At 72.3% G+C, this 13,126-nt stretch carries 11 protein-coding genes; 7 read left to right on the plus strand and 4 right to left on the minus strand.

Features of this window, described 5'->3' with window-relative positions; translation table 11 throughout:
* Positions 1-23 precede the first annotated feature (23 nt).
* Entirely contained in the window at positions 24-1,865 is a 1,842-nt protein-coding gene (locus tag ACWDAG_RS29330) for a protein kinase domain-containing protein (protein WP_450698557.1), read from the plus strand.
* A 13-nt stretch (positions 1,866-1,878) separates the two neighbouring features.
* Complete coding sequence (locus ACWDAG_RS29335; RefSeq protein ID WP_030928253.1) at positions 1,879-2,049, plus strand: hypothetical protein; 171 nt, start codon at positions 1,879-1,881, stop codon at positions 2,047-2,049.
* Between the two features lie 21 nt (positions 2,050-2,070).
* On the opposite strand, the gene ACWDAG_RS29340 is transcribed toward ACWDAG_RS29335, so the two are convergent.
* From ACWDAG_RS29340 to ACWDAG_RS29355, 4 genes are all read right to left on the minus strand, one after another.
* Positions 2,071-3,285 carry a sensor histidine kinase gene (locus ACWDAG_RS29340; RefSeq protein WP_450698558.1) on the minus strand — a complete coding sequence of 405 codons (1,215 nt, stop codon included), beginning with the start codon at positions 3,283-3,285 and terminating at the stop codon, positions 2,071-2,073.
* Positions 3,286-3,406: 121 nt separating this feature from the next.
* Positions 3,407-5,134, minus strand: a complete 1,728-nt coding sequence (locus tag ACWDAG_RS29345) for a sodium/solute symporter (protein ID WP_450698559.1) — start codon at positions 5,132-5,134, stop codon at positions 3,407-3,409.
* Entirely contained in the window at positions 5,131-5,493 is a 363-nt protein-coding gene (locus ACWDAG_RS29350) for a hypothetical protein (RefSeq protein ID WP_450698560.1), read from the minus strand. Before ACWDAG_RS29350 ends, ACWDAG_RS29345 begins: the two co-directional genes overlap by 4 nt.
* A gap of 2 nt (positions 5,494-5,495) precedes the next feature.
* On the minus strand, positions 5,496-6,245 hold the full coding sequence (locus ACWDAG_RS29355) for a LytR/AlgR family response regulator transcription factor (RefSeq protein WP_450698561.1): 750 nt from the start codon (positions 6,243-6,245) through the stop codon (positions 5,496-5,498).
* A gap of 78 nt (positions 6,246-6,323) precedes the next feature.
* On the opposite strand from ACWDAG_RS29355, the gene ACWDAG_RS29360 reads away from it, so the two are divergent.
* From ACWDAG_RS29360 to ACWDAG_RS29380, 5 genes are all read left to right on the plus strand, one after another.
* Positions 6,324-6,809 (plus strand): Lrp/AsnC family transcriptional regulator, encoded by a 486-nt coding sequence (locus ACWDAG_RS29360; protein WP_450698562.1) that lies wholly within the window; start codon positions 6,324-6,326, stop codon positions 6,807-6,809.
* A gap of 154 nt (positions 6,810-6,963) precedes the next feature.
* Positions 6,964-7,776 (plus strand): dimethylargininase, encoded by an 813-nt coding sequence (gene ddaH, locus ACWDAG_RS29365; RefSeq protein ID WP_450698563.1) that lies wholly within the window; start codon positions 6,964-6,966, stop codon positions 7,774-7,776.
* Positions 7,773-8,993 (plus strand): ornithine--oxo-acid transaminase, encoded by a 1,221-nt coding sequence (gene rocD, locus ACWDAG_RS29370; RefSeq protein WP_450698564.1) that lies wholly within the window; start codon positions 7,773-7,775, stop codon positions 8,991-8,993. Before ddaH ends, rocD begins: the two co-directional genes overlap by 4 nt.
* A gap of 120 nt (positions 8,994-9,113) precedes the next feature.
* Positions 9,114-11,576: a SpoIIE family protein phosphatase gene (locus ACWDAG_RS29375; RefSeq protein WP_450698565.1), complete on the plus strand. Its 2,463-nt coding sequence runs from the start codon at positions 9,114-9,116 to the stop codon at positions 11,574-11,576.
* Positions 11,577-11,645: 69 nt separating this feature from the next.
* Positions 11,646-12,875: a PP2C family protein-serine/threonine phosphatase gene (locus ACWDAG_RS29380; protein ID WP_450698566.1), complete on the plus strand. Its 1,230-nt coding sequence runs from the start codon at positions 11,646-11,648 to the stop codon at positions 12,873-12,875.
* Positions 12,876-13,126 lie beyond the last annotated feature (251 nt).

Raw genomic sequence — 13,126 nt, forward strand, 5'->3', positions numbered from 1 at the left:
CCGCAGAACCCGGGAGTCACCGGATGCATTCAGGATCACCTACGTCGGGAGTGGGCCGGGTCATCGCCGGCCGTTATCTGCTGCTGAACCGGCTCGGCAGCGGTGGCATGGGCCATGTGTGGCTCGCCCACGACCAGAGACTCGCCTGCGAGGTCGCGCTCAAGGAGATCGTGTTCCGCGATCCGGACCCCACCGGCGACGAGCGGGAGGCCCGGGTCGCCCGGGCGCGCGCGGAGGCCCGGCACGCGGCGGGGCTGCGCGGCCATCCGCATGTGGTCACGGTGCACGACGTACTGGAGCACGAGGGGCTGCCGTGGATCGTCATGGAGTACGTGGCGGGCGCCGTCGACCTCAAGGAGTTGGTCGAGACGCGCGGCCCGCTCGCGCCCGCGGAGTGCGCCCGCGTCGGGCTGGCCGTGCTGGACGCGCTGACCGCCGGGCACGAGCGGGGCGTCCTGCACCGGGACGTGAAACCGGCGAACATCCTGCTCGCGCCGGACCGCTCCGGAGCGCCGTACGGGCGCATCCTGCTCACGGACTACGGCATCTCGGTGCAGCCGGACGCCGGCGAGACGCGGTACACGCTGGCGTCCGTGCTGGTGGGGACGTCGGGGTATCTGGCGCCGGAGCGGGCCACGGGCGGGCCGCCGACCCCGGCCGCCGACCTGTTCTCGCTGGGCTGCACGCTCTACCACGGCGTCGAGGGCCACGGCCCCTTCGAGCGCGAGTCGCACCTCGCCGAGGTCACCGCGGTGGTCATGGAGGAGCCGCGTCCGGCGGTGCGTGCCGGTGCGCTGGGGCCCGTACTGCAGGCGCTGCTGGTGAAGGATCCCGGGCGGCGGCCGTCCGCGACGGAGGCGGAGGCGGCGCTGTCGCGGATCGTCACGCCGCAGGCCGACTCGTACACCCGTACCCGGACCGACCTCGGCTCGCAGCCGCCCTGGGCCGGGGTGGCCGCTGCGCCCGCTCCCCCTCCGCCCGGCTCCGGGACGGACGGCTTCGGGCCGGTCGTCGCGTCCGGGGCCGGCCCCGCCCACCGTCGCCGTGAGCTCCCGCGGGCGCTGCGGGCGGTTCTCGCCGTCTCGCTCGGTCTGGTGCTGGCCCTGGGAGGTGTCTGGTACGCCATGGCGCACCAGAAGAGCGGCGGCGACGACGCGGCCGCGCCGTACGGCTCGGCCGTGGGGCTTTCCGCGCCGCTCAAGGACGGGGAGTGCGTGCTCGCCGACTGGCCGGGCGAGCGTTTCCAGGGGGTGCCGCGGCTGACGCCGGATCCGTCCTGCCGGGACAAGGCTCCCGACGGGCAGGTGATGGCGTTCGTGACGGCCGCCTCCGCGGACGAGGCGGGCAAGCTGGGGCCTGCCCGGTGCGAGGAGCGGACGCAGGAGATCCGGGAGCGGCTGGCGGACGTCCGCAGCGTCGCCGTCGTACCGACCGGGGCCGGGTTCGAGGCGGCGGGACGGCGCACCGCCTGTCTGGTGCTGGGCGCGCACGGGCCGGTGTACGGGCCGCTCGGCGATCGGCGCAAGGTCGGCTCGGACTTCACCGACACGGCGAACATGCAGCGCCGTGACTGTCTGGGTACCCGCTCCAACCGGGACGCCCGGCTGGTGTCCTGCGGCGGCCCGCACGACGAGCAGGTGCTCGGTTTCACCCGGCTGGGCAGGGACGTCACGCTCACCGAGGCCCGTACGCAGTCGGATGCGGCCTGTGCGAAGGACGTGCCGCCGCAGGACTACGGCTTCGACCCGTCGGTCTACACCTCCGGCTCCTGGAGCAGCCAGGGCGCCTGGAAGTCGGGCACGCATTTCGTCGTCTGCACCGTACGCAAGCAGAACGGGGGCACCATGGAGGGGAACGAATCCTGAGGAGGGTGTTGCGATGCCCGGTTCCACGGACGGTTCTACGAAGGCAATGGGTGCGATCACGGTCGGCGGTCTCGTCGTCGTGACCGCCTACACGGTGGCCCTCGGCTCCAACGGCTGGCTGTGGTTCGGCTGGGTCGTGCTGGGCCTGCTCACCCTCGGGATGGTCGCCTCCCGCAGCACGTGACGCATCCGCACCACGTGCCGCTCATTCCTCGCTCAGCCGCCCGGCCGAGTGCACCCCCGGCTGGTATTTCGGCAGCCGGGCGGTGATCTTCATGCCCGCTCCCACGGCGGTCTCGATGACGAGCCCGTAGTCGTCGCCGTAGACCTGGCGGAGCCGGTCGTCGACGTTGGACAGTCCGATGCCGCCGGAGGGGCTGACCTCGCCGGCGAGGATGCGGCGCAGCAGGTCGGGGTCCATTCCGGCGCCGTCGTCCTCGATGACGACCAGGGCCTCGGCGCCGGCGTCCTGCGCGGTGATGCTGATGTGGCTCTTGCCGACGGGCGCCGCCTTGCCCTCCAGACCGTGCTTGACGGCGTTCTCGACGAGCGGCTGCAGGCACAGGAAGGGCAGGGCGACCGGCAGCACCTCCGGGGCGATCTGCAGGGTGACGGAGAGGCGGTCACCGAAGCGTGCCCTGACCAGCGCCAAGTAGTGGTCGATGGCGTGCAGTTCGTCGGCGAGGGTGGTGAAGTCGCCGTGCCTGCGGAAGGAGTAGCGGGTGAAGTCGGCGAATTCCAGAAGGAGTTCGCGGGCGCGCTCGGGGTCGGTGCGGACGAAGCTCGCTATCACCGCGAGCGAGTTGAAGATGAAGTGCGGGGAGATCTGGGCCCGCAGTGCCTTGATCTCGGCCTCGATCAGACGGGTACGGGACTGGTCGAGATCGGCCAGCTCCAGTTGCACGCTCACCCAGCGGGCGACCTCCCCGGCGGCCCGGACGAGGACGGCGGACTCGCGCGGCGCGCAGGCGACCAGTGCGCCGTGCACCCGGTCGTCGACGGTGAGCGGGGCGACGACCGCCCAGCGCACCTGGCAGTCAGGGTCGGGGCACTTGAGGCGGAAGGCCTCGCCTCGGCCGGTCTCCAGCGGTCCGGCGAGCCGTTCCATGATCTCGCCTCGGTGGTGGCCGCCGACGCCGTCCCAGACCAGCACCTCCTTCTGGTCCGTCAGGCACAGGGCGTCCGTGCCGAGGAGGGTGCGCAGCCGGCGGGCGGACTTGCGGGCGGTCTCCTCCGTCAGCCCGGCCCGCAGCGGGGGCGCGGCCAGGGAGGCGGTGTGCAAAGTCTGGAAGGTGGCGTGCTCGACGGGGGTGCCGAGACCGGCCAGGCTCTCGGGGCGTGCGGTGCGTCTACCGAGCCAGAACCCGGCGGCCAGCAGCGGCAGCACGGCCACACACAGCCCGGCGAGGAATCCGCTCATGCCTTCACCTCCGCCGACAGGAAAACCCGGTGCTGTACCGCGCCCCGATAGGGGCGCGGGGCTGTATCGATGTGCGGCTCCACCGCGGGGCGCGACAAGCCCCCACCGGCCCGCAGGCTGATCACCGTGCCCTCAGCGGAGCGCTAAGCGGAGCACTCAGTTCCTCCGGCAGATGGAACCGGGCCAGGATCGCCTCCGTCCCGCCCGGTACCCGCCCCGGGGTGGCCAACGACACCAGGACCATCGTGAGGAAACCGAGCGGCACCGACCAGAGGGCGGGCCAGGCCAGTAAAGCGTGCAACGGGCCCGTGCCCGGGAAGCCCGCCATCGTCGCGGCCACCGCCACGAACGCCGATCCGCCGCCGATCAGCATCCCGGCGGCCGCGCCCGGCGGGGTCAGCCGCCGCCACCAGATGCCCAGGACGAGCAGCGGGCAGAAGGACGAGGCCGAGACGGCGAAGGCCAGCCCGACGGCGTCGGCGACCGGTAGCCCGCCGACGATGACGCTGGCGGCGAGCGGCACCGCCATGGAGAGCACCGTGCCGAGCCGGAAGTGCCGTACACCGCGCGTCGGCAGGACGTCCTGGGTGAGCACCCCGGCCACGGCCATGGTCAGCCCGGACGCCGTGGACAGAAACGCGGCGAAGGCCCCGCCCGCGACCAGCGCGCCCAGCAGGTCCCCGCCCACGCCGCCGATCATGCGGTCGGGCAGCAGCAGGACGGTGGCGTCCGCGTCGCCGGTGAGGGTCAGTTCGGGGGTGTAGAGGCGGCCGAGGGCGCCGTACAGGGGCGGCAGAAGGTAGAAGGCGCCGATCAGACCGAGCACGGCCACGGTGGTGCGGCGGGCGGCGACGCCGTGCGGGCTGGTGTAGAAGCGGACGACGACGTGCGGCAGGCCCATGGTGCCGAGGAAGGTGGCGAGGATCAGTCCGTAGGTGGCGTACAGCGGGCGTTCCTCGCGACTCGAGGCCAGCGAGGTCGACATGCCGCCGTTGGTGCCGCGGTCGGCGGCCGGGACGGTGGTGCCCTTGGCGAAGGTCAGCCGGGTGCCTCGCTCGATGTGGTGGGTGCCGGAGGGGAGTCTGATCCGCCGGCCGTCGTGTGTGCGGCCGTCGACCGTGCCGGTCACGGTGACGGTCAGCGGCCGGTCCAGTTTCAGGTCGAGGCTGTCGTCGACGCGTACGACGCGCTGCTCGCGGAAGGTCGACGGCTCCTCGAAGGCGTGGCGGGGCGCGCCGTCGCCCTGCCAGGCGAGGACCAGGAACAGGGCGGGCACCAGCAGGGCGGTGAGCTTGAGCCAGTACTGGAAGGCCTGTACGAAGGTGATGCTGCGCATCCCGCCTGCGGCGACCGTGGCGACCACGACGACGGCCACGATCAGCCCGCCGAGCGAGTCGGGCGCGCCCGTCAGCACGGTCAACGTCAGCCCGGCACCCTGGAGTTGGGGCAGCAGATACAGCCAGCCGACGCCGACCACGAACGCCCCGGCCAGCCGCCGTACCGCATGCGAGGCCAGCCGTGCCTCGGCGAAGTCGGGCAGCGTATAGGCGCCTGAGCGGCGCAGTGGGGCGGCGACGAACAGCAGCAGGACCAGATAGCCGGCGGTGTAGCCGACCGGGTACCAGAGCATGTCGGGGCCCTGTACCAGGACCAGGCCCGCGATGCCCAGGAAGGAGGCGGCGGAGAGGTACTCGCCGCTGATGGCGGCCGCGTTGAGGCGGGGGCCGACGGTGCGGGAGGCGACGTAGAAGTCGGAGGTGGTACGCGAGATGCGCAGGCCGAAGGCGCCGACCAGGACGGTCGCCACGACCACCAGGGCCACCGCCGGGACGGCGTAGCTCGAGTTCATCGGTCCTCTATGAGGCGCACGAAGTCCCGTTCGTTGCGTTCGGCACGGCGGACGTACCACAGGGCGAGCAGGACCATCGGGGCATAGAGGCAGAAGCCGAGGATCACCCACTCCAGGCGGCGGGCGTCCCGTGTGGCGGCGAAGACAAGGGGCAGCGGGCCGATCAGCAGGCCGAGGAACGCGAACACCGCGAGGGCGGCGCGGAGTTGGGTGCGCATGAGGGACCGGACGTAGGTGTGGCCGAGGGTGGTCTGTTCGTCGATCTCGGTGCGCGGGCGGTAGTAGCCGGAGGCGCGCCGGGTGCGGCGGGGCGGGCCGGTGACGACGACGCGCCGCTCGGCGGGGTCCTGGCTGGGCACGGTCAAGGCCTCCTCATCAGCAGGTCCCGCAGTTCGCGTGCGTGGCGCCGGCTGACCTGCAACTCCTCGGCGCCGACCAGGACGCTCACCGTGCCCGCGTCCAGGCGCAGTTCGCCGACGTGGCGCAGGGCGACCAGGTGGCGGCGGTGGATGCGGACGAAGCCACGGGAGCGCCAGCGGTCCTCCAGGGTGGACAGCGGGATCCGTACCAGATGGCTGCCCTTGTCGGTGTGCAGGCGGGCGTAGTCGCCCTGGGCCTCGACGTGGGTGATGTCGTCGACGGCGACGAAGCGGGTCACGCCGCCGAGTTCGACCGGTATGTGGTCGGGGTCGGGCTCGTGCACGGGGATGGGCGGGGTGGTGTCGGTGAGTTCGGCGGCCCGGCGGACGGCCTCCGCGAGGCGTTCCTTGCGGACGGGCTTGAGGAGGTAGTCGACGGCCTTGAGGTCGAAGGCCTGCACGGCGAAGTCCTCGTGTGCGGTGACGAACACGACCAGCGGCGGCTCGGCGAAACCGGTCAGCAGCCGGGCCAGGTCGAGTCCGTCGAGGCCGGGCATCTGGATGTCGAGGAAGACGACGTCGATCGCTTCGGCACCGCCCGGACCGGACTCCAGGGCCCGGTTGATACGGCGCAGTGCCTCGGTCGCGTCGCCCGCGCCCTCCGCGCTGCCGATGCGGGGGTCCGCGTTCAGCAGATACAGCAGTTCCTCCAGGGAGGGGCGTTCGTCGTCGACGGCGAGGGCGCGCAGCATGAACCCGGAGTGTAGGTGGAATCCGCACGTGTGGACATGTGCCGTGGTGTGGGCGTTCGTGCTGGATACAGTGCCGACATGAACAGCAGGCCGGCCCCCTTCGACGATCTCGACCGGAAGATCATCACCGCGTTGATGGCGAACGCCAGGACGAGCTTCGCCGAGATCGGTGCGGCCGTCGGACTGTCCTCCACGGCGGTCAAGCGGCGGGTGGACCGACTGCGCGAGACGGGCGTGATCACCGGGTTCACGGCCACCGTGCAGCCGGCGGCGCTGGGCTGGCGCACCGAGGCGTACGTCGAGGTGTACTGCGAGGGCGCGGCCCCGCCCCGGCGGCTCGCGGAGGTGGTGCGCAACCATCCGGAGATCACGGCGGCGATGACGGTGACCGGCGGCGCGGACGCGCTGCTGCATGTACGGGCGCGGGACGTGGACCACTTCGAGGAGGTCCTGGAGCGGATCCGCATCGAGCCCTTCATCCGGAAGACGATCAGCGTGATGGTGCTGTCCCATCTGCTCCCGGAGAGCCCGGAGGCGGGCGCCACCCAACCGGCTCCCGAATAAACGTCCGAGCACGCAGCAGCGCTGCGCAGAACCGGCTGAAGACGCAGCATTCCTGCGCGGACACGCAATTCTCGTTCCTTGTCGCCCGGCTCCGTCACTTCCTACCTTGGTGTCAACCCACCCTCGACACCGCAGGAAGCGGAGGAACCCCTCTGTGTCCGATTCCCGTGTGCCGCGCCGGCGGCGGTTTCTCGTCTGCGAACCCAGACATTTCGCCGTGCAGTACGCGATCAATCCCTGGATGCAACCCGACGTCCGCGTCGACGTGGACCTGGCCCACGAGCAGTGGCAGGCGCTGATCGGCGCCTATCGGGCCCATGGCCACACCGTCGACACCCTGGAGCCGGCCCCCGGCCTGCCGGACATGGTCTTCGCCGCGAACTCGGCGGTCGTCGTGGACGGCCGGGTCTTCGGCGCCCTCTTCCACGCGCCCGAGCGGCGCCCGGAGTCCACGCACTACGACACGTGGTTCAAGGCGGCCGGCTTCGACGTCCACCGTCCCGAGGCCGTCTGCGAGGGCGAGGGCGACCTGGTCTGGACGGGCCGCTACGTCCTGGCCGGGACCGGATTCCGTACCACCCGCGAGGCGCACCGCGAGGTCCAGGAGTTCTTCGGCCACCCGGTGATCAGCCTGACGCTGGTGGACCCGCGCTTCTACCACCTGGACACCGCGCTGTTCGTCCTGGACGACGACAACATCTCCTACTACCCGGAGGCGTTCTCCCCGGGCAGCCGGGAGGTGCTGGCGCGGCTGTACCCGGACGCGGTGCTCGCCACCCTGGACGACGCGCTGGCCTTCGGCCTCAACTCGGTCTCCGACGGGCGCAACGTCTTCATCGCGCCCCAGGCCGAGTCCCTCGCCACCGCTCTCGCCGACCGCGGCTATGTCCCCGTGCCCGTCGACCTGTCCGAGTTCCGCAAGGCAGGCGGCGGCATCAAGTGCTGCACTCAGGAGATCCGTTCATGACCGCTCCCGCGACCACCCGTTCGTCCGTCGAGCTGATCCGCGCCGAGGAACCGGTCCTGGCGCACAACTACCACCCGCTGCCCGTGGTGGTCGCCCGTGCCGAGGGCACCTGGGTGGAGGACGTCGAGGGCCGCCGCTACCTCGACATGCTGGCCGGCTACTCGGCCCTCAACTTCGGCCACCGCCACCCGGCGCTGATCGAGGCGGCCCACCGGCAGTTGGACCGCCTCACCCTCACCTCCCGTGCCTTCCACAACGACCGTCTGGCCGAGTTCGCGGAGCGGCTGGCCGAGCTGACCGGTCTGGACATGGTGCTGCCGATGAACACGGGCGCCGAGGCGGTCGAGTCCGGCATCAAGGTGGCCCGCAAGTGGGCGTACGAGGTCAAGGGCGTCCCCGCCGACCAGGCGACGATCGTGGTCGCGGCGGAGAACTTCCACGGCCGTACGACGACGATCGTCAGCTTCTCCACGGACGAGACGGCCCGGGCAGGCTTCGGGCCCTTCACTCCCGGCTTCCGGATCGTGCCGTACAACGACCTGGCGGCGCTGGAGGCGGCGGTCGACGAGACCACGGCCGCGGTGCTGATCGAGCCCATCCAGGGCGAGGCGGGTGTCGTCATCCCGGACGACGGCTACCTGGCCGGGGTGCGTGAGCTGACCCGGCGCAAGGGCTGTCTGTTCATCGCGGACGAGATCCAGTCGGGCCTCGGCCGCACCGGCCGCACCCTCGCCGTCGAGCACGAGGGCGTCGTCCCGGACGTCCTGCTGCTGGGCAAGGCGCTGGGCGGCGGCATCGTCCCGGTCTCCGCGGTGGTCGCCCGCCGGGAGGTGCTCGGCGTACTGCGTCCCGGCGAGCACGGCTCGACGTTCGGCGGCAACCCGCTGGCCGCCGCGGTCGGCACGGCCGTCGTGGAGCTGCTGGAGACGGGCGAGTACCAGCGCCGGGCCGCCGAGCTGGGCGTGGTCCTGCGTGGTGGCCTGGCCGCGCTGGTCGGCAAGGGCGTCGCCGGCTTCCGCGCCCGCGGCCTGTGGGCGGGCGTCGACGTCGACCCGGCCATCGGCACCGGCCGCGAGATCAGCGAACGCCTTCAGCGCGAGGGGGTGCTGGTCAAGGACACCCACGGCTCCACCATCCGGCTGGCGCCGCCGCTGACGATCACCGGCGAGGAGCTGGAGTCCGCGCTCGGGGCGCTGGAGAGGGTCCTGGGTTCCTGACGGGGGTGGGGGGCGCCCGGACCCCGCCCCCCACTTTTCTCTGCGTCCTCACCGGTTGCCCGGAGGGTGAAGATGGGGACAAGAGGTGGTAGACCACTCTCAGCGACAGAGAGGTCGGCCGTGGGCACTGACGAGGAGCAGGACGCTGCCCGGCAGCGGTTCGACGTGGCCGATGCCGCGCCTCTGCTGCTCGACGCCCAGGGAGTGGTGACGAGCTGGACCCGGGACGCCCGGCGGCTGCTGGACTACACCGCGTCCGAGGTGGTGGGCACCCCGGTGACCGGCCTGCTGGCCACGGAGGACGCCGCACGGGTGCCCGAGGTGGCCGAACGGTGCCGCCGGGACGGCGGCTGGGCGGGGCTGCTGACCGCCCGGCGCAAGGACGGGCACCAGGTCCGGGTGATGGTCCGGATCACTCCGGCGGTGGGGCCGGGCGGCGGGGCACACTGGCTGGTGCTGCTCTCCGACATGGCCGGGGCACGCGGCTGGGACATGAGCCGTGCGGTGCTGGAGCAGATGGTGACCGGCTCCCCCGTCGGCATAGCGATCGTGGACGCGCAGCTGCGGTGCGTCTGGTCGAACGCGGCCCTGGAGCGGTTCGGCGGCGGCTCTCCCGGGGAGCGGCTGGGGCGGCGGCTGGCGGAGATCCAGCCGGGCATCGACTCCGAGGGCATCGAGACACAGATGCGGCGCGTGCTGGAGACCGGGCGGCCGGTGGTCGGGTACGAGCACGTCGGCCATGTGCGCTCCGCACCGCGCCGGGAGACGGCGCACATGATGTCGTTCACCCGCCTCGACGACGACCACGGCCACCCGATGGGCGTCTACTACACGGTCGTCGACATCACCGAGCGGCACCGCGCCCGGCAGCGGCTGGCCCTGCTCGACCGGGCCGGCGAGCAGATCGGACGCAGCCTGGACATCGTGCGGACCGCGCAGGAGCTGGCCGACGTGGCCGTGCCGGGCTGCGCCGACTTCGTCTGCGTCGACCTGCTGGAGTGGGTGCTGCGCGGAGCGGAGCCCCCGGCCGGACCGCTCAGCCCCACGGAGGCGGTGCCGCTTCGGCGGGCCGGACAGCAGTCGGTGAACCCCGGAGTCCCCGAAGCCGTCGTCGAGATCGGCGCGGTGGTCACCTATCTGCCCGGATCGCCCCCGATCCGCTGCCTGGCCACCGGCCTGTCCTGGCGCGAGGAGCGGCTCGACCCGCTGGCCCGGGAGTGGGCCACCGACCTGCCCGGTGACCGGACAGCCACCTTCCTGGAGCTGGGGATGCACACCGTGATGATCGTGCCGATCCGCGCGCGGGGCGTCACCCTGGGGGTCACCACGTTCTTCCGGCGGCGGCGTCAGGAGCACTTCGACGTGGACGACCTCAGCCTGGCCGAGGACCTGGTCTCGCGGGCGGCGGTCTGTGTGGACAACGCCCGCCGCTACGCCCGCGAACGCAATGCGGCTCTGGTGCTGCAGCGCAGCCTGCTCCCCCGCCGGCTGCCCGATTCGAACGCCGTGGAGGTGGCTGCCTGCTACCGGCCGGCCGACGAGCTGACCGGCCTGGGCGGCGACTGGTACGACCTCATCCCGCTGTCCGGCGCCCGCGTCGCCCTCGTGGTCGGCGAGGTACCGGGGCACGGCATCGACGCCGCCGCGGCCATGGGACGCCTGCGGACCGCCGTACGCACTCTGGCGGCGCTGGATCTGCCGCCCGAGGAGGTGCTCGCGCACCTCGACGACCTGGTCGCGCAGACCGGCCGGGAGGAGGGCGGCGATCCGGACGCTCCGGACGGCATCGACGTGCAGGTCGCCGGGTCCGGCTGTGTCTACGTCATCTACGACCCCGTCGACGGACAGTGCACGATGGCCGCCGCGGGCCATCCGGCGCCCGCCGTCGTCCTGCCCGACGGCACCGTCAGCTTCGTGGACCTGCCGCAGGGGCCGCCGCTCGGCGTGGGCGGGCGGCCCTTCGAGGCGGTGGAACTGGCCCTCGCCGAGGGCAGCATGCTCGCGCTGCACACCGACGGGCTGCTGGCCCGCGAGGACGTCGACCGGCCGGTCGACGCGGACCGCGACCGGCTGCGCCGGGCCCTGGAGCGGATCACGCCCTCCCTCGACCTGCGCTGCCGGGCCGTGGTGGATGCGCTGATCCCGGACCGCCCGGACGACGACGTGGCGCTGCTGATGGCCCGCACCAGACTCCTCGGCGCCGACCAGGTCGCCGACTGGGACCTGCCCGCCGACCCTGCCGTCGTCGCCGACGCCCGCAAGGAAGCCACCCGGCAGCTGACCGAGTGGGGCCTGGAGGAGCTGGCCTTCACCACGGAACTCGTGGTCAGCGAGCTGGTCACCAACGCCATCCGGCACGCCGAAGGCCCCATCCGGCTCCGCCTGATCAGGGAACGCGCCCTGATCTGCGAGGTCTCCGACGGCGGCGCCACCGCACCCCACCTGCGTCATCCGCGCACCACCGACGAGGGCGGCCGCGGGCTGCTGCTGGTCTCCCAGTTCACCCAGCGGTGGGGCACCCGCTTCGTGCCCGAGGGAAAGGTCATCTGGGCCGAGCAGTCCCTGACGGAACCCCCGGACTGACACACGGATACCGTACATACGCCGCATCACGTGGGAAAATGGCGTGAACCCGGTGATGAGGCGGCAGCCATGAACGATGGGGCGATCGACTACGCGGCAGTGTTCCAGTGCCTGCCGGGGATGGTGGCGCTACTGACGCCCGAGCTGGTGTTCGCCGACGCCAACGAGGAGTTCCTGCGCAATGCCGGGCGCACCCGCGAGAAGGTCGTGGGCCGCTATCTGTTCGACGTCTTCCCCGACAACCCGAACGACTCCACCGCCTCCGGCATGCGCAATCTGGCGGCCTCGCTGCAGCGGGTGCTGGAGACCGGCGAGCGCGATGCCATGGCTCTGCAGCGCTACGACGTGGAGTGCCCCGACCGGCCGGGCGAGTGGGAGGAGCGCTACTGGAGCCCGGTCAACGCGCCGGTGCTCGGCCCGGACGGCAAGGTGGTGCTGCTGGTGCACCGCGTCGAGGAGGTCACCGAGCTGATCAAGGCCCGGGGCGGTCCGCGCGGCAGCCGGGCCCGGGTGCTCGAGGCCGAGCTGTACACCCGCGCGCGGGAACTGCAGGAGCTCAACGAGCGGCTGCGGCAGGCCCACGCCCGCGAGCGCGAGGTGGCCATCGCGCTGCAGGAGGCGATGCTGCCCGCCCGCCGCCAGGCCGGCCACCAGCACGCCGCCGTGCGCTACCGGCCCGCCGTCGGCTCACTCAACGTGTGCGGGGACTGGTACGACCTGGTCGATCTGGTGGGTGGCCACCGCATCGGTGTGGCGGTGGGCGACGTGGTCGGGCACGGTCTCGCGGCCGCCGGGGTCATGGGCCAGCTGCGCAGCGCGCTGAGCGCCGCCTCCCGCGTCGCCGAGGGCCCGGCCGAGGCGCTGAACGTGCTGGGTCGGTATGCGCACGTCGTCGACGGCGCGGAATCCGCCACCGCCGTCACCACGTTCATCGACTTCGACGAGCACACCATCACCTACAGCAGCGCCGGGCACCCACCGCCGGTCCTCGTCCACGCCGACGGCCGCATCGAGTTCCTCGACCAGGCCACCGACCCGCCGCTCGACGCCCGCCCCGACCCGATCCCCAGACCCCAGGCCTGCACGCCGTACACCGAGGGCGCCACCCTCGTCCTCTACACCGACGGCCTGATCGAACGCAGACGCGAGGACATCGACACCGGCCTGGCCCGCCTCGCCGACTCCCTCGGCCGCCACCGTACGGAGGACCCCGAACGGCTGGCGGACTCGGTCCTGCTGGAGCTGCTGCCGCCGGGCGGCGCGACCGATGACACCGCCCTGGTCATCGTGCGGCTGTGAGCGAGCAGACGCGGCGGCGCGCCGCAAGGGCCAGGCATCCGCCAGCAGTTGAGCGCGATCGCGCCATGATGTGTCATCAGGTTGCTGTCTACCAGCCGGTAACTGGAGGCTGGTGCGGCAGTTGTCCCCACGCGCGCGACGCGGCGTCCGCCGTGTTCCGGCGAACTGCGCCTGCACATACACTGGCGATCCCACGACACGCCGGTTGACCTGCTGGAACGCGGCGGCACAGGCGATCCGCCGGAGTGAGG

It is taken from the genome of Streptomyces sp. NPDC001157 (genome assembly GCF_053598255.1).

Excerpts from the sequence above, each read along its gene's own strand:
- ACWDAG_RS29355 (WP_450698561.1), bottom strand. The coding sequence starts at position 6,245 with ATGCTGCGCGCCCTCGCCGTCGACGACGAACGCCCCTCCCTGGAGGAA.
- ACWDAG_RS29360 (WP_450698562.1), top strand. The coding sequence starts at position 6,324 with ATGAACAGCAGGCCGGCCCCCTTCGACGATCTCGACCGGAAGATCATC.
- rocD (WP_450698564.1), top strand. The coding sequence starts at position 7,773 with ATGACCGCTCCCGCGACCACCCGTTCGTCCGTCGAGCTGATCCGCGCC.
- ACWDAG_RS29335 (WP_030928253.1), top strand. The coding sequence starts at position 1,879 with ATGCCCGGTTCCACGGACGGTTCTACGAAGGCAATGGGTGCGATCACG.
- ACWDAG_RS29330 (WP_450698557.1), top strand. The coding sequence starts at position 24 with ATGCATTCAGGATCACCTACGTCGGGAGTGGGCCGGGTCATCGCCGGC.
- ACWDAG_RS29340 (WP_450698558.1), bottom strand. The coding sequence starts at position 3,285 with ATGAGCGGATTCCTCGCCGGGCTGTGTGTGGCCGTGCTGCCGCTGCTG.
- ACWDAG_RS29345 (WP_450698559.1), bottom strand. The coding sequence starts at position 5,134 with ATGAACTCGAGCTACGCCGTCCCGGCGGTGGCCCTGGTGGTCGTGGCG.
- ACWDAG_RS29380 (WP_450698566.1), top strand. The coding sequence starts at position 11,646 with ATGAACGATGGGGCGATCGACTACGCGGCAGTGTTCCAGTGCCTGCCG.